The sequence below is a fragment of the Pantoea vagans genome, from assembly GCF_004792415.1.
GTDB lineage: Bacteria > Pseudomonadota > Gammaproteobacteria > Enterobacterales > Enterobacteriaceae > Pantoea > Pantoea vagans.
Genome location: NZ_CP038853.1, coordinates 36,421 through 56,818, shown reverse-complemented (window position 1 = coordinate 56,818; position 20,398 = coordinate 36,421). Strand labels below are relative to the sequence as shown.

Genomic DNA, 20,398 nt, shown 5'->3' with positions numbered 1-20,398 from the left:
GATGCAGTACAGTGCCAAAACTATAATCCCCACTCTCTACAAGGCTCGGGGAACCGGCAAAGCCGGATATCAGGTCGCATGACAACAGAAATGGCGAAAAGCCATGTAGTCAGGAAAATATCATTATGTGTGGAATTGTTGGTGCAGTAGCACAACGCGATATCGCAGAGATTCTGCTGGAAGGTCTGCGTCGTCTTGAATATCGCGGATATGATTCGGCCGGTCTGGCCGTGGTCGATCGTCAGGGGCACGTCACGCGCCTGCGGCGGTTAGGGAAAGTGCAGAAACTGGCGGAAGCCGCTGAACAGCAGCCGCTGATCGGTGGTACCGGCATCGCGCACACGCGCTGGGCAACCCATGGCGAGCCGTCGGAAGCAAATGCGCATCCGCACGTCTCAGAGCACATCATCATCGTGCACAACGGCATCATCGAAAACCATGAGCCGCTGCGTGCTGAGCTGATCGAACGCGGCTACGTCTTTGCCTCTGAAACCGACACCGAAGTGGTGGCGCATCTGGTTCACTGGGAGCAGAAGCAGGGCGGTTCGTTGCGCGAAGTCGTGTTGCGCGTGATCCCACAGCTACGCGGTGCCTATGGCATGGTGATCATGGACAGCCGCGATCCGTCGCTGCTGGTGGCGGCACGTTCCGGCAGCCCGCTGGTGATTGGCCGTGGCATGGGCGAAAACTTTATCGCCTCGGATCAGCTGGCTCTGCTGCCGGTGACCCGCCGCTTCATCTATCTGGAAGAGGGTGATATCGCCGAGATCAGCCGTCGTGATGTCACGATTATTGACCGTGAAGGCAATACCGTGACGCGTGCCGAGATCGAGTCGAACCTGCAATATGATGCCGGTGACAAAGGCATTTACCGTCACTACATGCAGAAAGAGATCTACGAACAGCCGATGGCGCTGAAAAGCACACTGAGTGGTCGCTTCAGCCAGGGTCAGGTTGACCTCAGCGAGCTGGGCGCGGGCGCTGAAGCGCTGCTGAGCCAGGTGGAGCATATCCAGATTATCGCCTGCGGCACCTCTTATAATTCCGGGATGGTGTCACGCTACTGGTTTGAGTCGCTGGCAAATATCCCCTGTGACGTGGAGATCGCCTCAGAGTTTCGCTATCGCAAGTCAGCGGTGCGCAAAAACAGCCTGCTGATCACCCTGTCACAATCGGGTGAAACGGCAGATACCCTGGCAGCGCTGCGTCTCTCGAAAGAGCTGGGCTACCTGGGGTCGCTGGCGGTCTGCAACGTGGCCGGCTCGTCACTGGTGCGGGAATCTGACCTGTCACTGATGACCAAAGCGGGCACCGAAATCGGCGTCGCCTCCACCAAAGCTTTCACCACTCAGTTAGCGGTGCTGCTGATGCTGGTGGCGAAACTGGGTCGTCTGAAAGGGATGTCTGCTGAGACTGAGCATGAGATCGTTCATGCCCTGCAGGCGTTGCCGAACCGGATTGAGCAGATGCTGGCGCAGGATAAGCTGATTGAGAATCTGGCCGAAGGCTTCTCTGACAAGCATCACGCGCTGTTCCTGGGCCGTGGCGATCAATACCCGATTGCTATGGAAGGGGCGCTGAAGCTCAAGGAGATCTCCTACATTCATGCGGAAGCCTACGCCGCAGGCGAGCTGAAACATGGCCCGCTGGCGCTGATTGATGCGGACATGCCGGTGATCGTGGTGGCACCGAACAACGAACTGCTGGAGAAGCTGAAATCCAACATCGAAGAGGTGCGCGCACGCGGCGGCCTGCTCTATGTGTTCGCCGATCAGGATGCGGGCTTCAGCGACAGTGACGGGATGAAGATTATCCCGCTGCCGCACGTTGAAGAGGTGATTGCGCCGATCTTCTACACCGTGCCACTGCAGTTGCTCTCTTATCACGTCGCCCTGATCAAAGGCACCGACGTCGATCAGCCACGCAACCTGGCAAAATCGGTTACCGTGGAATAACCTGGTGGGCCCCGTCGCGGGCTCACTTCATTCTGGCCCTCTGTCATATAACTGTCACATTTCGTACATTTCACTGTCATCAAACTGTCCTATTTTCCCTCCTGCAGCAATCACAGACTCTTACTAAAACGGCCCCTAGCCTGACTTTTCTCCCCTGGAGGGAATATGACACTGATGCGTAGCACCGTAGCCCGAATCCTCGCCACCACCTTCGCCGTAAGCGCGGTATCTGCTTTTGCGGCCACCGATCTCACTGGTGCAGGCGGGACGTTCCCGGCGCCGGTTTATGCCAAGTGGGCAGCAGAATATCAGCAAGCCACCGGTAGCAAAATTAACTACCAGGGCATCGGTTCATCTGGCGGCGTGAAACAGATCATCGCCAAAACCGTTGATTTCGGTGCGTCCGATGCGCCAATGAAAGATGAAGAACTGCAGAAAAATGGTCTGTTCCAGTTCCCTACCGTGATCGGTGGTGTGGTACTGGCGGTTAACCTGCCGGGCATCAAGTCAGGCCAGCTGACGCTGGATGGCAAAACCGTCGGTGATATCTATCTCGGCACCATCAAAAAGTGGAACGACCCGGCGATTGCCAAGCTTAACCCGGGCGTGAAACTGCCAGAGACCAACATCAACGTGGTGCGTCGCGCTGACGGTTCAGGCACCTCGTTCGTCTTCACCAGCTATCTGGCGAAGGTAAACCAGGACTGGAACAGCAAAATCGGTAAAGGCAACACCGTTAACTGGCCGGTAGGTCTGGGCGGTAAAGGCAACGACGGCGTCGCTGCATTTGTTCAGCGTCTGCCGGGTTCAATCGGCTATGTGGAATACGCCTACGCCAAACAGAACAACCTGACCTACACCAAACTGATCGATGCCGATGGTAAAGCGGTCGCGCCAAGCGAAACCAGCTTCAGTAATGCCGCGAAAGGCGCAGACTGGAGCAAATCGTTCGCGCAGGATCTGACCTTCCAGAAGGGCGCGGATGCCTGGCCAATCTCCTCAACCACCTTCATTCTGATCTACAAAGATCAGGCGAATGCGGCTAAAGGCGCTGAAGTACTGAAGTTCTTCGACTGGGCTTACAAAAGCGGCAGCAAAACCGCTACAGCGCTGGATTATGCTGCGCTGCCAGAGAGCGTGACCGAGCAGATTCGCGCCGCCTGGAAAGCCAACATCAAAGACAGTTCTGGTAAAGCGCTTTATCAGTAATTGACCGACCCTGATCGGACGGCTGTCCGGTCAGACCCAACGGGCGGCTCATGCCGCCCTGATAACTTCTGAAGACTGAGACTTCTATGGCTGCAACGAAGCCGGCATTCAAAGCCCCAGGCAAACAAGGTGACAGAATTTTTGGCGCGCTGGTCAGGCTGGCTGCGCTGATTGTGCTGTTACTGATGGGCGGCATTATTGTTTCCCTGATCATCTCCTCGTGGCCCAGCATCCAGAAGTTTGGTTTCGCCTTTTTGTGGACCAAAACCTGGGATGCGCCCAACGAACAATTTGGCGCACTGGTTCCGATCTACGGCACCCTTGTGACCTCCATTATCGCCCTGATTATTGCCGTGCCGGTGAGTTTTGGTATCGCGCTATTCCTGACTGAACTCGCGCCAGGCTGGCTGCGTCGCCCGCTGGGTACCGCCATTGAGCTGCTGGCAGCAATTCCGAGTATCGTTTACGGCATGTGGGGCCTGTTTGTCTTCGCACCGCTGTTTGCCGAATATTTCCAGACGCCGGTTAACGACGTGATGTCGGGTATTCCGATTGTCGGCGAGCTCTTTTCCGGCCCCGCTTTCGGTATCGGTATCCTCGCGGCGGGAGTGATTCTGGCGATCATGATCATCCCGTACATCGCCTCGGTGATGCGCGACGTCTTTGAGCAGACCCCGGTAATGATGAAAGAGTCAGCCTATGGTATCGGCTGCACCACCTGGGAAGTGATCTGGCGCATCGTCCTGCCGTTTACCAAAAACGGTGTGATTGGCGGTGTGATGCTGGGACTGGGTCGTGCGCTGGGTGAGACCATGGCGGTGACCTTTATTATCGGCAACACCTACCAGCTCGACAGCCCGTCGCTGTTTATGCCGGGTAACAGCATCACCTCGGCGCTGGCCAACGAGTTTGCGGAAGCGGAATCGGGTGTCCATGTCGCCGCGCTGATGGAGCTGGGCCTGATCCTGTTTGTGATTACCTTTATCGTACTGGCGATTTCAAAGCTGATGATTATGCGACTGGCGAAAAGTGAAGGAGCGCGCTCATGACCACGATTGAAATTCAGGCGCGCGCCGAACTGGACGCATCACGTCGTAAAATGCAGTCCTGGCGCAGCACGAAAAATAAAATTGCGCTGTCGCTGTCGCTGCTGACCATGGCGTTTGGCCTGTTCTGGCTGGTGTGGATCCTCTTCACCACCGTATCGCGCGGCGTAGATGGACTCTCGTGGTCCCTGTTCACCGAATCAACGCCACCACCGAATACGGCGGGTGGCGGGCTGGCGAACGCCCTGGCCGGCAGTGGATTACTCATTTTCTGGTCTACTTTCTTTGGCACACCACTGGGCATCATGGCCGGGATCTATCTGGCGGAGTATGGGCGCAAATCGGCCCTGTCAGAAGTGATCCGCTTTATTAACGACATTCTGCTTTCAGCCCCCTCCATTGTGGTTGGCCTGTTCGTCTACACCCTGGTGGTGTCGCAAATGCAGCACTTCTCCGGCTGGGCCGGGGTGATTGCGCTGGCGCTGCTGCAGGTGCCGATTGTGATTCGCACCACCGAAAATATGCTGCGGCTGGTACCAGACAGCATGCGTGAAGCGGCTTATGCGCTTGGGACGCCCAAGTGGAAGATGATTTCGGCCATCACTCTGAAAGCGTCGGTCTCCGGCATCATCACCGGCGTGCTGCTGGCGATTGCCCGCATCGCAGGGGAAACGGCTCCGCTGCTGTTTACGGCGCTGTCGAACCAGTTCTGGAGCACCGACATGATGCAGCCGCTGGCAAACCTGCCGGTCACCATCTTTAAGTTCGCCATGAGCCCGTTCGCCGAATGGCAGAGCCTGGCCTGGGCAGGCGTGCTAATTATTACCCTCTGCGTGCTGCTGCTGAATATTGTGGCGCGGGTGATTTTCGCCAAAGGTAAACACGGTTAACTTCCGGCGTGGCCCTGCGCGGCGCCGAATAAGAGAGATGAATTATGAGTATCGCGACAGCAACAGCCGATAAAATTCAGGTCCGTAATCTGAACTTCTATTACGGCAAGTTTCATGCGCTGAAGAACATTAACCTGGATATCGCTAAGAATCAGGTCACCGCGTTTATCGGCCCATCGGGCTGTGGTAAGTCGACCCTGCTGCGTACCTTCAATAAAATGTACTCGCTCTACCCGGAGCAGCGGGCCGAAGGTGACATCCTGCTGGATGGCGAAAACATTCTGGCGACACAGCAGGATATCGCGCTGCTGCGCGCCCGCGTCGGCATGGTATTCCAGAAGCCGACGCCGTTCCCGATGTCGATCTATGACAACATCGCCTTTGGCGTCCGCCTGTTTGAAAAGCTGTCGCGTGCCGATATGGATGAGCGCGTACAGTGGGCGCTGACCAAAGCGGCGCTGTGGAATGAAACCAAAGACAAGCTGCATCAGAGCGGTTACAGTCTCTCCGGCGGCCAGCAGCAGCGTCTGTGCATTGCGCGTGGCATCGCGATTCGGCCGGAAGTCTTACTGCTGGATGAGCCCTGCTCCGCGCTGGACCCCATCTCCACTGGCCGCATTGAGGAGCTGATCACCGAGCTGAAGCAGGACTATACCGTGGTGATCGTGACGCACAATATGCAGCAGGCGGCACGCTGCTCTGACCATACGGCTTTCATGTATCTGGGCGAACTGATTGAGTTCAGCGACACCGACACGCTGTTCACCAAGCCCGCGCAGAAGCAAACCGAAGACTACATTACTGGCCGCTACGGCTGATCTGACAGGAGATCGACATGGATAATCTGAATCTGAATAAGCACATCTCCGGTCAGTTCAATGCCGAACTGGAGCATATCCGAACTCAGGTAATGATCATGGGCGGCATGGTCGAGCAGCAGCTGACCGATGCGATTACCGCCATGCATAATCTGGATGGCGAGCTGGCGCAGCGGGTGATCGACGGCGACCAGAAGGTCAATATGATGGAAGTGGAGATTGATGAAGCCTGCGTGCGCATCATCGCCAAACGTCAGCCGACCGCGATCGATTTGCGGCTGGTGATGGCGATCATCAAAACCATTTCCGAGCTGGAACGCATTGGTGACGTAGCGGAGAAAATCAGCCGCACGGCACTGGAGAAATTTGGTCAGCAGCATCTTCCCCTGCTGGTGAGCCTTGAGTCGCTGGGTCGTCACACCGTGCAGATGCTGCATGATGTGCTGGACGCTTTCGCGCGGATGGATCTCAATGAAGCGATCACCATCTACCGTGAAGACAAAAAGGTGGATAAAGAGTACGAAGGCATTGTGCGCCAGCTGATGACCTACATGATGGAAGATCCGCGCACGATTCCCAGCGTGCTGACAGCGTTGTTCTGCGCCCGCGCGATTGAGCGCATCGGCGATCGCTGTCAGAACATCTGCGAAATTATCTTCTACTTCGTCAAAGGTCAGGATTTCCGTCATGTGGGTGGAGATCGGCTCGATGAATTACTGTCAGGTGACGATGGCAGCAACCGCCCTTCCTGATCCATCTTATCCCTGTGCCGGAGTGGCGCAGGGATAAGCCTTTTCAATTGGTCACATCCTGAACTCTCTTTATAATTGCGGCACTTTTCTTTCAGAGGTGCGCAACGATGTCCCCTTCTCCCCAATCTAAGCCGGGCGTAACGCCGGGCAAAGCGATGCTGGCTGCGGTCAGCGGTTATGCCATGGATGGATTTGACCTGCTGATACTCGGCTTTATGCTGCCGGCTATCAGTGTTTCGCTGGCGCTCAATCCATCACAGGCGGGATCGCTGGTGACATGGACGCTGATTGGCGCGGTTATCGGAGGCATCGTCTTCGGTCATCTCAGCGACCGTTATGGTCGTATCCGTATGCTGACCGTCACGATTCTGGTCTTCTCAATCTTTACCGGCCTGTGCGCGGTGGCGCAGGGTTACTGGGACCTGCTCGCCTGGCGAACGCTGGCGGGTGTGGGTCTCGGTGGCGAATTCGGTATCGGCATGGCGCTGATTGCCGAAGCCTGGCCTGCTGAGAAGCGTAACCGCGCCTCAGCGTGGGTCGGTATCGGCTGGCAGCTCGGCGTGCTGATGGCAGCCTTTATCACGCCGCCGCTGCTGAATATTATTGGCTGGCGCGGCATGTTCCTGGTCGGATTATTACCGGCGCTGGTTTCGTTTGCCATTCGTCGTGGCATGGGCGAACCGGAGGTGTTTCAGCGGCAGGTTAAACATGTGCCGTCGCTCTCGTTTCCGGCGCGCCTGAAGCTGCTGGTGCGTGACCGCGCGACCGCCAAAGCCAGTCTCGGTATTTTTATCCTCTGTTCAGTCCAGAACTTTGGTTACTACGGGCTGATGATCTGGATGCCGAGCTACCTCTCTTCCAGCTTTGGCTTCAGCCTGACGAAATCCGGCCTCTGGACCGCGGTAACCGTGGTCGGGATGACCTTTGGTATCTGGCTGTTTGGCGTGCTGGCCGACCGCTTTGCGCGCTGGAAAATCTTCCTGCTCTATCAGTTTGGTGCCGTCGTGATGGTAGTGGTTTATGCTCAGCTGCGCGACCCGAACATCATGCTGTTTACCGGTGCGATCATGGGAATGTTTGTTAACGGCATGATTGGCGGCTACGGCGCGCTGATTTCCGATACCTTCCCGCCGCAGGTGCGTGCCACCGCGCAAAATGTCCTGTTCAACCTGGGGCGTGGCGTGGGCGGCTTCGGCCCGGTGGTGATTGGTCTGCTGGCGAGCCAGTTCTCGTTCACCGCGGCGATTACCCTGCTGGCGCTGATCTATCTGCTGGATATTGCGGCGACGCTGTTCCTGCTGCCGAAGAAACAGGGCCAGGAAGATACGCTGGGTGCAATTGGCTGATACTGCTGAGATGATTGTACTGAGATAGGTGGCCGGGATGATTTTCGTCCCGGCAATGAGCATTAAATAAGAGCGAATTTATAATCTTCAGCACCTTACCCTGTTAGTTAATTCAATTTTTACTATTATGATTAACTGTTTTAACTGTCGGTTAAAATAAAATTAACGTATTTTTTAATAAATGCTTATCAGAATAATTATGCGTGCAGTATCAGAGGAAGGATGAGGGTATAGATGAAGCTGCGGGCTTATTCAAACAGGAAATAAAAAGGTTGCTATAGTTAACCTATAACAACCCCGACTTTTCGCTTTAAAATTAAGAATTACTTAGCGAAAGCAGACAGAAAGTTAGAGAAGCCAGTCATAAAATGAGAGGCAACGCTCAGACCAAACTGCTTATAAGACAGACCGATGGTTTTGCCCGTGCTGGTAGAGGTTTCCAGCGCAGTGGTGGTATCAGCTAATTCAGTATTTACCTGGGTGATAGCTGTATTCAGACCGGCCAGAAACTCAGTCAGGCCAGCGCCGCTTACCATTTCGATTTCATTGGTGTTTAATTCTTTCATTGTTATATCCTTATTTACATTAAGCCCCGTATCGGGAGGGCTAATTTATAGCCACCAAAAGTTAAAGTAAATAAAATTTAAATGCAGATTAATATTTTCAGCACGCGTGGCTTAATAATGAATAAAACAATAGTAAAAAGGCCATAATTAAATTACTTAACCTGCTCAGCTATTTTAACTTAAGTCAAAGGGTTTTTAAAGAATAGTATCGACAATATATTATTCACCAACAGGTTTTTCTACGGTTGGCTTTATTTTAAGTTAATAGATTTCACCAGTATCGATATAAAGCAGGCATCTTATGATTATGCTGCTTACAGGAGAGCGTTCAGCAAACTTATGTGCTGACGCAGAGCGGTAAAAGGCAGGATGCCGTACCGGGCATCCTGCCTGCTTTAGTTCATCAGCGGCAAAAGCTGCTGATACAGCGTCGCAAAAGTTTCCCGACGCGACCGGTAATGCGCCACTCTGGCCGGATCGGGCTGATGCCGCTGCACCAGTGCCGGAATGGGAATGGCCGCCTCTGCATCCAGTGCCTGCTGCGCCAGCCTTGCCGCTCCCAGTGCCGGGCCAACGTCACCGCCGTGGCAGTAATCCAGCGTCTGACCACTGATATCTGCCAGCATCTGACGCCACAGGGCACTGCGTGCGCCACCGCCGATCAGCATAATGCTCTCTGGCTGCACGCCACACTCATGCAGCACGTCCATGCCCTGCGCCAGGGCAAACCCGACGCCTTCCAGTACCGATCGTGCCAGCTCGGGACGACCATGCTGGTGGGTGAAGCCAAAGAAAGCGCCCCGGGCATTGGGGTTGTTATGCGGCGTGCGTTCTCCGGAAAGATAGGGCAGAAACCATAGTCCTGGCACGTCATCGCGCGCGCGCTCCGCTTCAGCCAGCAGTTCCGGAACATCTTTGCATCCGGTCAGTGTGGCTGCCCAGTCGAGACAGGAAGCCGCACTGAGCATCACCGACATCAGATGCCAGCGCTGCGGTAACGCATGACAGAAGCTGTGAACCGCACGTTCCGGATTGCTGAGATAGCCGTCGCTCACCACGAAGTAGACGCCCGACGTCCCCAGCGACAGCATCCCCTGGCCCGGTTCGGTCATACCGACGCCAACAGCGCCCGCGGCATTGTCACCACCGCCAGCGGCCAGCGGCACCGTGTTCATCTTCCAGCGCGTCGCCAGATCGGCATGCAACGTGCCGGTCAGGGCATTGCCTTCACAGAGTTGCGGCATCTGATCGCGGCTGAGATCGCAGGCGCGCAGCATCACATCGCTCCAGTCACGCTGCGCTACATCCAGCCACATCGTCCCTGCGGCATCGGACATATCGGTGGCGAAGTCGCCACTCAATCGCCAGCGCATATAATCCTTGGGCAGCAGCACATGAGCAATCTGACTGAAGATGGCTGGTTCATGCTGCCGCACCCACAGCAGCTTGGGGGCCGTGAAGCCGGGCATCATCAGGTTGCCAGTAATCAAACGCGAATCCGGCACCTTCTGCTCCAGCTCACGGCACTGCGCCTCGCTGCGCCCGTCATTCCAGAGCATGACCGGACGCAATACCTGGTTCGCGCTGTCGAGCAGCGTGGCACCATGCATCTGTCCGCTCAGCCCGATGGCCTGCACCGCGCGCAGGTCCTGCTGCGCGCTCAGCGCCTGCATGGCTGAATCCAGCGCCTGCCACCAGCTTTCAGGATCCTGCTCGCTCCACAAGGGCTGTGGACGCGAAACCTGCAGCGGCGACGTCTCTGTCGCCACCACGTTGCCCTGTGCATCCATCAGCACCACTTTGATGCCAGAGGTGCCTAAATCGATCCCGATAAACATGCGCTGCTCCTGAAAGGTCAGAAATCAAACAGGTAGTGATTCACCAGATTTTCCAGCTGCTCCTGACGTCCGCTCTGATGCTGCGGATTGAGCTGCTGTTGATGAGCATGCGCCGCCAGCGCCTCCAGTGAAAATTCACCTTTCAGAATTTGCTGGCCGAACTCACCATTCCAGCCACTGTAGCGCTGCGCCACACGCTTATCGAGTTCACCGTCGCTAATCATGCGGGCCGCCACTTTCAGCGCCAGCGCCATGGTGTCCATCGCGCCGATATGGCCGTAGAAGAGATCATATTTATCGGTGCTCTGACGACGCACTTTGGCATCAAAGTTTAAGCCGCCAGTGGTAAAGCCGCCCGCCTTAAGGATTTCGTACATCACCAGCGCGTTTTCTTCCACGCTGACCGGGAACTGATCGGTATCCCAGCCGCACTGCGGATCGCCACGGTTGGCGTCCACGGAACCAAAAATGCCCAGCGCAATGGCGGTCGCAATTTCATGATGGAACGAGTGGCCAGCCAGCGTGGCGTGGTTCGCCTCAACGTTAACCTTGATCTCTTTCTCAAGGCCGAACTGTTTCAGGAAGCCATAAACCGTCGCGACATCGTAGTCATATTGATGTTTGGTCGGTTCCTGCGGTTTCGGTTCGATTAGCAGCGTTCCCTGGAAACCAATTTTGTGTTTGTGCTCGACCACCATCTGCATAAAGCGGCCAATCTGCTCGCGCTCCTGGCGCAGATCGGTATTCAACAGGGTTTCATAGCCTTCACGCCCGCCCCACAATACATAGTTTTCGCCGCCCAGGGTTTTGGTGGCCTGCATGGCGCTGCAGACCTGCGTCGCCGCCCAGGCAAAAACCTCAGGATCGGGATTAGTGGCTGCACCGGCACCGTAGCGCGGATGGGTAAAGCAGTTAGCCGTGCCCCACAGCAGTTTCACGCCGGTTTCCTGCTGTTTCTCCAGCAGTTTATCGGTCATAGCGGCAAAGTTTTCTTTGTAGCTGTGCAGCGAATCACCTTCCGGTGAGACATCAACGTCATGGAAGCAGTACCACGGCACATTCAGCTTATGGAAAAACTCAAAGGCGACATCCGCTTTCAGTTTTGCCTGCTGCAGCGCATCCCCGTTTTTCTGCCACGGACGATCAAAGGCACCGACGCCAAACATATCCGCGCCATTCCAGCAGAAGGTGTGCCAGTAACAGGCAGCAAAGCGCAGATGCTCCGCCATGGTCTTGCCGAGGATGACCTCATCGGGATTGTAGTGGCGGAAAGCGAGAGGATGCGTCGACTGGGTGCCTTCATAACGAACCCGATCGATCTGATCGAAATAAGCGTGCATGGTTTGCTCCTTAGCATCAGTACCCGGATGGTCTGCGTTGAAGCAATATTCAATATGGGCTGTAACCTCAGCTCAATTACGATATTTCATTACGGGTGTCAGATAATTATTATTTGTGCGCTGGCTCGCAAAATAATGTTATTTGCTGGGCGGTTTATCTCTGTCACTCTTTTGTCCGAAAAAGATGAAACCTCGATCGCGCTCATAAAAAATGAAATAAACCAAAAAACGTAATAGCCGGATAAAAATCAGTAATTGCTGTGACAGGAAAAGAAGGGCAACAATTCATCCGCCTGGTTTATCGGCCTGCGATAACAATAGCCTCCACCTACAGGATGATCACAATGAAGATGAAACATGCACTGTTAGCCGCCTGCGCGGCGCTGGCGCTCTTCAGCCAGACCAGCGTGGCAAAAGAAGTGAAGATCGGCATGGCAATTGACGATTTGCGCCTCGAGCGCTGGCAGAAAGACCGCGATATTTTCGTTAAACAGGCGGAGACGCTGGGCGCTAAGGTGTTTGTTCAGTCGGCCAACGGCAACGAAGAAACACAGATGTCGCAGATTGAAAATATGATCAATCGCGGTGTCGATGTGCTGGTGATTATTCCCTACAACGGTCAGGTATTGAGTAACGTTGTCGCTGAAGCGAAACGGGAAGACATTAAAGTGCTTGCCTATGATCGAATGATAAATAATGCCGATATCGATTTTTATATCTCGTTCGATAATGAAAAAGTGGGCGAGCTGCAGGCCGAAAGCATTGTGAAACAGGTACCTAAGGGCAACTATTTTTTAATGGGCGGATCGCCGGTGGATAATAACGCCCGTCTGTTCCGCGCCGGACAGATGAAAGTATTAAAACCTTATATCGACAACGGCAGTATTAAAATTGTCGGCGATCAGTGGGTCGATGCCTGGCTGCCGGAAAACGCCCTGAAAATTATGGAAAACGCCCTGACCGCCAATGGCAACCACATCGATGCGGTCGTGGCCTCTAACGATGCCACCGCAGGCGGTGCGATTCAGGCGCTGAGTGCGCAGGGACTGGCCGGAAAAGTAGCCATCTCGGGTCAGGATGCCGATCTGGCCGCGATTAAGCGTATCAAAGCGGGCACCCAGACCATGACGGTTTACAAACCAATCACCGAACTGGCCACCGAAGCGGCGAAAATTGCCGTCGAACTGGGTGATGGCAAAACACCAGCCAGCAACAGCAAGCTGAACAATGGCCTGAAAGATGTGCCATCGCGACTGCTGAAGCCGATTCCGGTCAACAAAGACAATATCGAAAGCACCGTGGTGAAAGACGGCTTCCATAAACAGAGCGAACTCTGACCGCGCATAGCGTGAGGGAGAACAGTCGATGCTGCTGGAAATGAAAAACATCACCAAGCGTTTCGGTGCCGTGAAGGCGGTTAATGATGTCAGTCTGCAACTGGAGGCGGGCGAAGTGATGTCGCTGTGCGGTGAGAATGGATCGGGCAAATCGACGCTGATGAAAATCCTGTGCGGACTCTATCCGCACGGCGATTTTGAGGGGCAGATTCACTTCTCTGGCGACGACATTCAGGCGCAGACCATTCGCGATACCGAGCGTAAAGGCATTGTGATTATTCATCAGGAACTGGCGCTGGTGCGACAGCTGACGGTGATGGAGAACATCTTCCTCGGTGCCGAACTGAGTCGTTTCGGCATGGTGGATGATGAAACCATGACCCTGCGCTGCCAGCAGTTACTGGCGCGGGTCGGGCTGAACGTCTCTCCTGCGACCCGGGTCGGTGAGCTAGGCCTGGGCCAGCAGCAGCTGGTGGAGATCGCCCGCGCGCTTAACAAACAGGTCCGTCTGCTGATTCTGGATGAGCCGACCTCATCGCTGACGGAGCAGGAAACAGATGTGCTGCTGGGCATCATCCGTAATCTGCGCGAACACGGCATCGCCTGCATCTACATCTCACACAAGCTGAATGAGGTGAAGGCGATCTCCGACACCATCTGCGTGATCCGTGACGGCCAGCATATCGCCACCCGTCCGGCGGCGGGCCTGAGCGAAGATGACATCATCACCATGATGGTCGGACGTGAGCTGACCGCGCTCTATCCCCACGCGCCGCATCAGATAGGTGAGGTGATACTAAAAGTGGAGAATCTCACCGCCTGGCATCCGATTAATCGCCATATCCGCCGCGTCAACAATGTCTCGTTCACGCTCAGACGTGGTGAAATCCCGGGTATCGCCGGGCTGGTGGGTGCGGGCAGAACCGAAACCGTGCAGTGTCTGTTTGGCGTCTGGCCGGGACGCTGGCAGGGGGATATCTGGATCAATGGCCAGCAGGTCAGTATCACCGATTGCCGCGCTGCGATTGCGCACGGCATCGCGATGGTGCCCGAAGATCGCAAAAAGGATGGCATCGTGCCGCTGATGGCGGTGGGCAAAAATATCACCCTGGCGGCGCTGGATCAGTTCAGTCACCGGCTCTCTACGCTGGATGAAGCGCAGGAGCAGCAGGCGATCAACGATGCGATCACCCGCCTGCGGGTAAAAACCTCCTCATCGGAACTGCCGATTGGCCGCCTGAGCGGCGGCAACCAGCAGAAAGCGATTCTGGCGAAGTGCCTGCTGCTCAATCCAAAAATCCTGATCCTGGATGAACCGACGCGCGGCATTGATGTGGGCGCGCGTCAGGAGATCTACCTGCTGATTAATGCGCTGGTTCAACAGGGTATCGCGGTGATTGTGATTTCATCTGAGCTGCCGGAGGTGCTGGGCCTGAGCGATCGGGTGCTGGTGATGCATGAAGGGCAGATTAAAGCCGATCTGATTAACGATAACCTGACTCAGGAGCAGGTGATGGAAGCTGCCCTGCGGAGTGAACATTATGCTTAAAAGTGAAAGTACCCAAAGCCGCCTCACCGGCACGCCGGGCAAACCGTCACCGGGCAGGTTCACGCTGCCCAATCTGCAGGTGCTGGTGATGCTGGGCGCGATTGTGCTGATTGCGTTGTTCTTTACCTGGACCACCGACGGCGCGTGGCTCAGTGCGCGTAACGTCTCCAACCTGCTGCGTCAGACCGCCATCACCGGCATTCTGGCGGTGGGCATGGTGTTCGTGATTATCTCGGCGGAGATCGATCTGTCAGTCGGCTCCATGATGGGGCTGCTGGGCGGGGCGGCGGCGATATTCGACGTCTGGCTCGGCTGGCCACTGCCGCTGACCATCGTGGTGACACTGGTGATGGGGCTGTTGCTCGGTACCTGGAATGGCTGGTGGGTGGCCTACCGTAAAGTGCCGTCGTTTATCGTCACGCTGGCGGGGATGCTGGCGTTCCGCGGCATTCTGGTCGGAATTACTGATGGCACTACGGTTGCGCCCATCACGCCGGGCATGTCGCAGATTGGACAGAGTTATCTGCCGGGTGGCGTCGGTTTCGGCTTTGGCGTTGCCGGTCTGGCGCTGTTTATGCTGTGGCAGTGGCGTCTGCGTCTGCGTCGTCAGCAGCTCGGACTGCCGCAGGGCGCAGCCAGCAGCACTGTGGGGCGTCAGGCGATTACTGCCATCTTAGTGCTCGGTGCCATCTGGTTACTCAACGACTATCGCGGCGTACCGACGCCTGTGTTACTGCTTGCCGTACTGTTGCTGGCGGGCATGTTTATGGCCACCCGCACCGCTTTTGGCCGTCGTATCTATGCCATCGGCGGCAACATTGATGCTGCCCGCCTGTCTGGCATTAACGTGGCGCGCACCAAGCTGGCGGTATTTGCCATCAACGGCGTCATGGTGGCGATTGCCGGGCTGATCCTGAGTTCAAGGCTGGGCGCAGGTTCGCCGTCGGCGGGTAACATCGCAGAACTCGACGCGATTGCTGCCTGCGTCATCGGCGGCACCAGCCTGGCGGGCGGTGTGGGGTCGGTGGCGGGCGCGGTCATGGGCGCCTTTATCATGGCCTCGCTGGATAACGGCATGAGCATGATGGATGTGCCGACTTTCTGGCAGTACATCGTCAAAGGCGCGATTCTGCTGCTGGCGGTGTGGATGGATACCGCAACGCGGCGTCGGGTGTAATCGCGCGGGCGATCACATTGTGGCGCAAACAATTTTTTCACCCCTTTCAGCCGTGTTATGCAATGCGCTGAGGATTTAAGGGAACGCGCCACCATGCATGATAAACGCTATCGCATTACGCTGCTGTTTAACGCCAATAAAGTGTATGACCGCCAGGTTGTTGAGGGCGTCGGAGAGTATCTGCAGGCGTCGCAGACTGACTGGGATATCTTCATCGAGGAAGATTTCCGCTGTCGCATCGACAACATCCGTGAGTGGCTGGGCGATGGGGTGATCGCCGATTACGACGATCGCTCCATCGAAACCCTGCTGTCGAATGTCTCTGTGCCGATTGTCGGCGTTGGCGGCTCTTACCATCGGCAGGAAGATTATCCCCCGGTGCATTACATCGCTACGGACAATGCCGCGCTGGTGGAGAAAGCCTTTCTGCATCTGAAAGAGAAGGGCATCAACCGCTTTGCCTTTTATGGTTTACCGGCCTCCAGCGGCAAGCGCTGGGCACAGGAGCGGGAACAGGCGTTCCGCCAGCTGGTGGGGCGCGAGCGCTATCAGGGCGTGGTTTATCAGGGAATGGAAACCGCACCGGAGAACTGGCAGCACGCCCAGAACCGGCTCGCCGACTGGCTGCAGACGCTGCCGCCGCAAACCGGCATTATCGCCGTCACCGACTCACGGGCACGGCACCTGCTGCAGGCGTGCGAACATCTGAAAATACCGGTGCCGGAGAAGCTTACGGTGATCGGGATTGATAATGAGGAGCTGACCCGCTATCTGTCACGCGTGGCGCTCTCGTCCGTAGCTCAGGGCTCGCGACAGATGGGCTATCAGGCGGCCAAACTGCTGCATCGGCTGCTGGATAAGCAGCCTCTGCCGCTTCAGCGCATTCTGGTGCCGCCGGTAAAAGTGATCGCCCGGCGCTCAACTGACTTCCGCTCGCTGCGCGATCCGGCGGTGATTCAGGCGATGCACTACATCCGCTTCAACGCCTGTAAAGGGATTAAAGTGGAGCAGGTGCTGGATGCGGTAGGACTGTCGCGCTCTAACCTGGAAAAGCGCTTCCGGGATGAGACCGGCGACACTATCCATGCGATGATCCACCGCGAAAAGCTTGAAAAAGCCCGCGAATTGCTGGCTTCCTCGTCGCTCAACATCAACGAGATCTCACAGATGTGCGGCTACCCTTCGCTGCAATACTTCTACTCAGTGTTTCGCAAAAGCTACGACACCACGCCGAAAGAGTATCGCCAGCACTTTGGCGAAAACCTGCTTTAACGACAGACCGGCGTAAAGAACGCTCGGGTTTTCATATAATGACCAGGATGAAAATTATATTTCATCCTGATGCCTCGCTGTCAGTCCAGGGGCCATCTTCGCAGGCTTAATCTGCCAGCCGGAACGGCCCGGCTTCATTGCATTTAAAACTTAAAAATCAGCACTTAAGGCTGAATGCTGGCGTAGTGTTTTATCAGCCCCAGATAGAACGCTTCAGACGATATTTCGTCTGTCATCAGGTATTTACCCTTGATGGGAAAACATCACTGCCCGGATTTTTCTCTTATATCAATGATTTATATGAGCCTTACTCAGGATTATCACTCAGCAAATTTATAATTTTTTCCAACCTGCCTCACACTTCCGAAAGAATTAATCCAAATTTTACCATTTAGAAAATATATTTCACGGGTGTCTGATCGCTGCAATTCCTGAACCTCTGACAATCACGCCTCCTCTTTCTGAACCGATGCGGTTCAGGCAGTAGAGAAAAGGAGCCTGAAAAATGGAAACACGGCAAAAACGTTACAACATGAAATATGTCATGCTCTGTTGCACCGTCGCCGCTTTTGGTGGCCTGCTGATGGGCTATGACTCGTCGATTATCTCTGGCGCTATCGAGCCGCTTAGTGACTATTTCCAGCTGACCCCGGCAGAAACCGGCTGGGCAGTGTCTAACATCCTGCTTGGCAGTCTGGTGGGCTGCTTTATTGCGCCAAAGCTGAGCGATAAATTTGGCCGCAAAAAGTCGCTCGCTATCACGGCGCTACTGTTTACTGCCTCGGTGGTGGGGACTGCCATCGCCCATAACTTTTTCACCTTTGTCGCCTTTCGTATTCTTGGCGGATTAGCCATCGGGCTGGCCTCGGTGATTTCGCCAATCTATCTGGCTGAGCTTTCACCGTCGAAGTATCGTGGCCGCACCAGCGCGCTCTATGCGGTCTGCTGCGTCGGTGGGCAATCGGTGGTACTGCTCACCAACTACTTCATTAATAAATCGATGCTGCCCGAGGTGATGGTCGATACAGGCTGGCGCTATATCCTGGCAACTGCGCTGGTGCCCTGTGCGCTGTTTATCTTTTTCATTGCTTTTATACCGGAATCACCGCGCTGGAACGTTCTGAAAGGCAAAGACAAAGAGGCGCTGGATACGCTGAGCAAAATCTCTGACCCGGTCCATGCCCGCACCGTTTTCAATGAAATTAAACACTCTTTCTCTGATGAGGCGGCGACCCGCCATAAATCCCGATTCCGCCTGAACAAAACCACGGTGCCGTTGCTCATCATTGGTATTGGCCTGGCTGTCGGCAACCAGATTAGCGGCATCAATGTGATTCAGTATTTCGGACCAACATTGCTGAAAAATGTGTCCGGCAGCACGGATTCGGCGCTGCTCCAGACCTTCTGGTTGTCTGTATGTCAGTTTGTGGGAGTGCTGATGGGTATGGCGCTGATTGATAAAGTCGGACGTCGTAAGCTGTTACTGCTGGGGGCGATTACCTCTGCCGTTTTCCTTGCCTACACCTTTATCGCTTTCTATTACCGTTTGCCCGGCTTGCTGGCGGTGGTGGGACTGTTTGCCTATATGGTTTTCTTTGGCATGACCTGGGGACAGATTGTCTGGACCGTACTGGGCGAGCTGTTTCCGACAGAAATCCGCTCAATCTGTGTCGGCATCTCCATTTGCGCCATGTCGATGGCCAATTTTGTCATCAGCACCACATTCCCGATTCTGAACAGTAATGCTTTTCTGCTTGATATTTTCCACGGTGGCTTCCCGCTGTTACTGTTTGCGATTTTTTCACTGGCTATGTACTTCTTCACTTTCCGCTATCTGCCGGAAACGGCTGGGATGCCGCTGGAAAAAATTCACGCGCGCGTGCTGGAGAAGTTTAATATTGACCCGCGTGAGGCGGGCGAACGGACAGATGCTCCGGTCAGCGAGACGCGATCGTAAAGAAGAGGGCAGTCTGTGGGGGTACGCTCATCCCACACGCTGCTCACTCTGTTCCAGCACCGCCAGTGCCAGCCCGTTAGCCGGGTCAATCCGGTTTTCCGGGAAGTGCAGCTGAGTGTGCGCGGCGGTAAAGGCCAGCGCGTTGCCGTGTGCGGTATCGCGTACCGCCTTGCAGAAGCGCTCACTAGCGTTCCACGGACAATCAATGATGATGGTAGCGGGATTGAGCAGCAGCATAATCTGACTCAGCGCCGCGCCAAGATAGCCGCCCGCCTGCGCCATCACCTCATCCACCACGCGCGGGGCGCTGTCGCGGTTCTGCCAGCTCAGGCCAGGCTGACGCTGCGCCAGCTGCTGATTCACTGCTGGCTTGCTGACCAGCGCTTCCAGACACCCCCGGCGGCCGCAGCTGCAACGTGGCCCTTCAGGCTGGACAACCAGATGTCCTGCTTCGCCTGCCGTCCAGCTATGCCCGGTAAATACCTGACCCTGCTGTACCAGTGCGCCGCCAATCCCCTCGGAAATACGCAGATAAAAATGACCGCTCTCCGGGGATAATCCACTTTGCTCGACAGCCAGTAGCGCAGCGGCTTTGACATTATTCATAATGCGGATAGGCAGACGCACGTGCTTGCGCAGCGTGGTCAGCAGGTCAACATCCTGCCATTCCAGCGGCAATGAGATATGCATCCAGCCGCGCCGGGGATCGACGATGCCGGGGAAACCGAGGCCAATACCGAGCAGATCGGGATAGCGTTCTGACAGTTCCCGGCACAGCATAGCCAGTTCAGCCAGCAGGCGGGTCGGGTGACTGGTATCGGTGCGCAGCGTCGCTTCGGCCAGCACCTGAGAAAAGTAGTCGCAGACCCGCCAGTGGATCACGTTGCGTTCCACCATGACGCCTGCGCTCTTAAGCTTTTCCGGCCGCAGGGTGATCCCGATTTTAGGCCGTCCGGCAGCCGCGACGCTGACCGGCCCCAGTTCCTCTATCAGACCCTGCTCCAGCAGGTCATCAATGATTAATGAGACCGTGTTTTTGCTGAGGGTCAGCGCCTCCGCCAGATCCTGACGCGACGTCACGCGCAGCTTACGCAGCTGAGCCATCACCCGTTTCTGGTTATTGAGTCGCAGTAGTGCGGGGCCTTTGCCGTTCGTTTTCATCACGGATTCACCCAACAGAGGAGTAAGAATTGAGTGTATCAGCCCCGGCGTATTCTTCATGCCACACTTTTGCGGGCTGTTTCACACAACCCGATCGCCTGTGGCAAAGATCGTGACGGCGATCAGATCGCCAGCTTAAGGCTGGCTTTTCTGCTGTACCGGCGGCCTCATTAGCGCAATGACCC

The 20,398-nt window shown here is 55.6% G+C and carries 16 protein-coding genes; 12 read left to right on the top strand and 4 right to left on the bottom strand.

The genetic code is table 11. From position 1 onward, the window contains the following. The first annotated feature begins 125 nt into the window (after nt 1-125). The 7 genes from glmS (at nt 126) to EGO56_RS00230 (ending at nt 8,016) form a co-directional block, all read left to right on the top strand. Nucleotides 126-1,955: a glutamine--fructose-6-phosphate transaminase (isomerizing) gene (glmS, locus tag EGO56_RS00260; RefSeq protein WP_135907394.1), complete on the top strand. Its 1,830-nt coding sequence runs from the start codon at nt 126-128 to the stop codon at nt 1,953-1,955. Nucleotides 1,956-2,120: 165 nt separating this feature from the next. Continuing rightward, the gene (gene pstS / locus EGO56_RS00255; protein ID WP_135907393.1) at nt 2,121-3,164 is read left to right on the top strand and encodes a phosphate ABC transporter substrate-binding protein PstS; all 1,044 of its coding nucleotides are present in this window, start codon (nt 2,121-2,123) and stop codon (nt 3,162-3,164) included. A gap of 86 nt (nt 3,165-3,250) precedes the next feature. Then, a complete protein-coding gene (gene pstC / locus EGO56_RS00250) occupies nt 3,251-4,213 on the top strand; it encodes a phosphate ABC transporter permease PstC (protein WP_013359566.1) in 963 nt (320 codons plus the stop codon). Continuing rightward, on the top strand, nt 4,210-5,100 hold the full coding sequence (gene pstA / locus EGO56_RS00245) for a phosphate ABC transporter permease PstA (RefSeq protein ID WP_033734597.1): 891 nt from the start codon (nt 4,210-4,212) through the stop codon (nt 5,098-5,100). The genes pstC and pstA overlap by 4 nt, the downstream gene beginning before the upstream one ends. A 44-nt stretch (nt 5,101-5,144) precedes the next feature. Beyond that, nucleotides 5,145-5,918 carry a phosphate ABC transporter ATP-binding protein PstB gene (gene pstB, locus EGO56_RS00240; protein WP_013359568.1) on the top strand — a complete coding sequence of 258 codons (774 nt, stop codon included), beginning with the start codon at nt 5,145-5,147 and terminating at the stop codon, nt 5,916-5,918. Between the two features lie 17 nt (nt 5,919-5,935). Continuing rightward, complete coding sequence (gene phoU / locus EGO56_RS00235) at nt 5,936-6,670, top strand: phosphate signaling complex protein PhoU (RefSeq protein WP_009088225.1); 735 nt, start codon at nt 5,936-5,938, stop codon at nt 6,668-6,670. A 107-nt stretch (nt 6,671-6,777) separates the two neighbouring features. After that, on the top strand, nt 6,778-8,016 hold the full coding sequence (locus EGO56_RS00230) for an MFS transporter (RefSeq protein ID WP_135907392.1): 1,239 nt from the start codon (nt 6,778-6,780) through the stop codon (nt 8,014-8,016). A gap of 323 nt (nt 8,017-8,339) precedes the next feature. Here EGO56_RS00230 and EGO56_RS00225 read toward each other — a convergent pair whose 3' ends face one another. The 3 genes from EGO56_RS00225 to xylA form a co-directional block, all read right to left on the bottom strand. After that, the gene (locus EGO56_RS00225) at nt 8,340-8,582 is read right to left on the bottom strand and encodes a hypothetical protein (protein WP_135907391.1); all 243 of its coding nucleotides are present in this window, start codon (nt 8,580-8,582) and stop codon (nt 8,340-8,342) included. 395 nt (nt 8,583-8,977) lie between these two features. Continuing rightward, nucleotides 8,978-10,420, bottom strand: a complete 1,443-nt coding sequence (gene xylB, locus EGO56_RS00220) for a xylulokinase (protein WP_135907390.1) — start codon at nt 10,418-10,420, stop codon at nt 8,978-8,980. Between the two features lie 17 nt (nt 10,421-10,437). Continuing rightward, nucleotides 10,438-11,760, bottom strand: a complete 1,323-nt coding sequence (gene xylA / locus EGO56_RS00215; protein WP_135907389.1) for a xylose isomerase — start codon at nt 11,758-11,760, stop codon at nt 10,438-10,440. A 344-nt stretch (nt 11,761-12,104) separates the two neighbouring features. Between xylA and xylF the strand changes: the two genes are divergently transcribed. The 5 genes from xylF (at nt 12,105) to EGO56_RS00185 (ending at nt 19,052) form a co-directional block, all read left to right on the top strand. Then, nucleotides 12,105-13,097: a D-xylose ABC transporter substrate-binding protein gene (gene xylF / locus EGO56_RS00205; RefSeq protein WP_135907387.1), complete on the top strand. Its 993-nt coding sequence runs from the start codon at nt 12,105-12,107 to the stop codon at nt 13,095-13,097. A 28-nt stretch (nt 13,098-13,125) separates the two neighbouring features. Continuing rightward, nucleotides 13,126-14,646: a xylose ABC transporter ATP-binding protein gene (locus EGO56_RS00200; RefSeq protein WP_135907386.1), complete on the top strand. Its 1,521-nt coding sequence runs from the start codon at nt 13,126-13,128 to the stop codon at nt 14,644-14,646. Continuing rightward, a complete protein-coding gene (gene xylH / locus EGO56_RS00195) occupies nt 14,639-15,823 on the top strand; it encodes a xylose ABC transporter permease XylH (protein WP_135907385.1) in 1,185 nt (394 codons plus the stop codon). Before EGO56_RS00200 ends, xylH begins: the two co-directional genes overlap by 8 nt. A gap of 93 nt (nt 15,824-15,916) precedes the next feature. After that, entirely contained in the window at nt 15,917-17,095 is a 1,179-nt protein-coding gene (xylR, locus tag EGO56_RS00190) for a D-xylose utilization transcriptional activator XylR (protein ID WP_033734613.1), read from the top strand. A gap of 505 nt (nt 17,096-17,600) precedes the next feature. Then, nucleotides 17,601-19,052 carry a sugar porter family MFS transporter gene (locus tag EGO56_RS00185; RefSeq protein WP_135907384.1) on the top strand — a complete coding sequence of 484 codons (1,452 nt, stop codon included), beginning with the start codon at nt 17,601-17,603 and terminating at the stop codon, nt 19,050-19,052. Between the two features lie 27 nt (nt 19,053-19,079). Here EGO56_RS00185 and EGO56_RS00180 read toward each other — a convergent pair whose 3' ends face one another. Then, nucleotides 19,080-20,213 (bottom strand): ROK family transcriptional regulator, encoded by a 1,134-nt coding sequence (locus EGO56_RS00180; RefSeq protein WP_135907383.1) that lies wholly within the window; start codon nt 20,211-20,213, stop codon nt 19,080-19,082. Nucleotides 20,214-20,398: the final 185 nt, after the last annotated feature.

Bases quoted from the DNA above. Each gene is read 5' to 3' on its own strand.
- glmS (WP_135907394.1), top strand. From the start codon at position 126: ATGTGTGGAATTGTTGGTGCAGTAGCACAACGCGATATCGCAGAGATT.
- pstS (WP_135907393.1), top strand. From the start codon at position 2,121: ATGACACTGATGCGTAGCACCGTAGCCCGAATCCTCGCCACCACCTTC.
- pstC (WP_013359566.1), top strand. From the start codon at position 3,251: ATGGCTGCAACGAAGCCGGCATTCAAAGCCCCAGGCAAACAAGGTGAC.
- pstA (WP_033734597.1), top strand. From the start codon at position 4,210: ATGACCACGATTGAAATTCAGGCGCGCGCCGAACTGGACGCATCACGT.
- pstB (WP_013359568.1), top strand. From the start codon at position 5,145: ATGAGTATCGCGACAGCAACAGCCGATAAAATTCAGGTCCGTAATCTG.
- phoU (WP_009088225.1), top strand. From the start codon at position 5,936: ATGGATAATCTGAATCTGAATAAGCACATCTCCGGTCAGTTCAATGCC.
- EGO56_RS00230 (WP_135907392.1), top strand. From the start codon at position 6,778: ATGTCCCCTTCTCCCCAATCTAAGCCGGGCGTAACGCCGGGCAAAGCG.
- EGO56_RS00225 (WP_135907391.1), bottom strand. From the start codon at position 8,582: ATGAAAGAATTAAACACCAATGAAATCGAAATGGTAAGCGGCGCTGGC.
- xylB (WP_135907390.1), bottom strand. From the start codon at position 10,420: ATGTTTATCGGGATCGATTTAGGCACCTCTGGCATCAAAGTGGTGCTG.
- xylA (WP_135907389.1), bottom strand. From the start codon at position 11,760: ATGCACGCTTATTTCGATCAGATCGATCGGGTTCGTTATGAAGGCACC.
- xylF (WP_135907387.1), top strand. From the start codon at position 12,105: ATGAAGATGAAACATGCACTGTTAGCCGCCTGCGCGGCGCTGGCGCTC.
- EGO56_RS00200 (WP_135907386.1), top strand. From the start codon at position 13,126: ATGCTGCTGGAAATGAAAAACATCACCAAGCGTTTCGGTGCCGTGAAG.
- xylH (WP_135907385.1), top strand. From the start codon at position 14,639: ATGCTTAAAAGTGAAAGTACCCAAAGCCGCCTCACCGGCACGCCGGGC.
- xylR (WP_033734613.1), top strand. From the start codon at position 15,917: ATGCATGATAAACGCTATCGCATTACGCTGCTGTTTAACGCCAATAAA.
- EGO56_RS00185 (WP_135907384.1), top strand. From the start codon at position 17,601: ATGGAAACACGGCAAAAACGTTACAACATGAAATATGTCATGCTCTGT.
- EGO56_RS00180 (WP_135907383.1), bottom strand. From the start codon at position 20,213: ATGAAAACGAACGGCAAAGGCCCCGCACTACTGCGACTCAATAACCAG.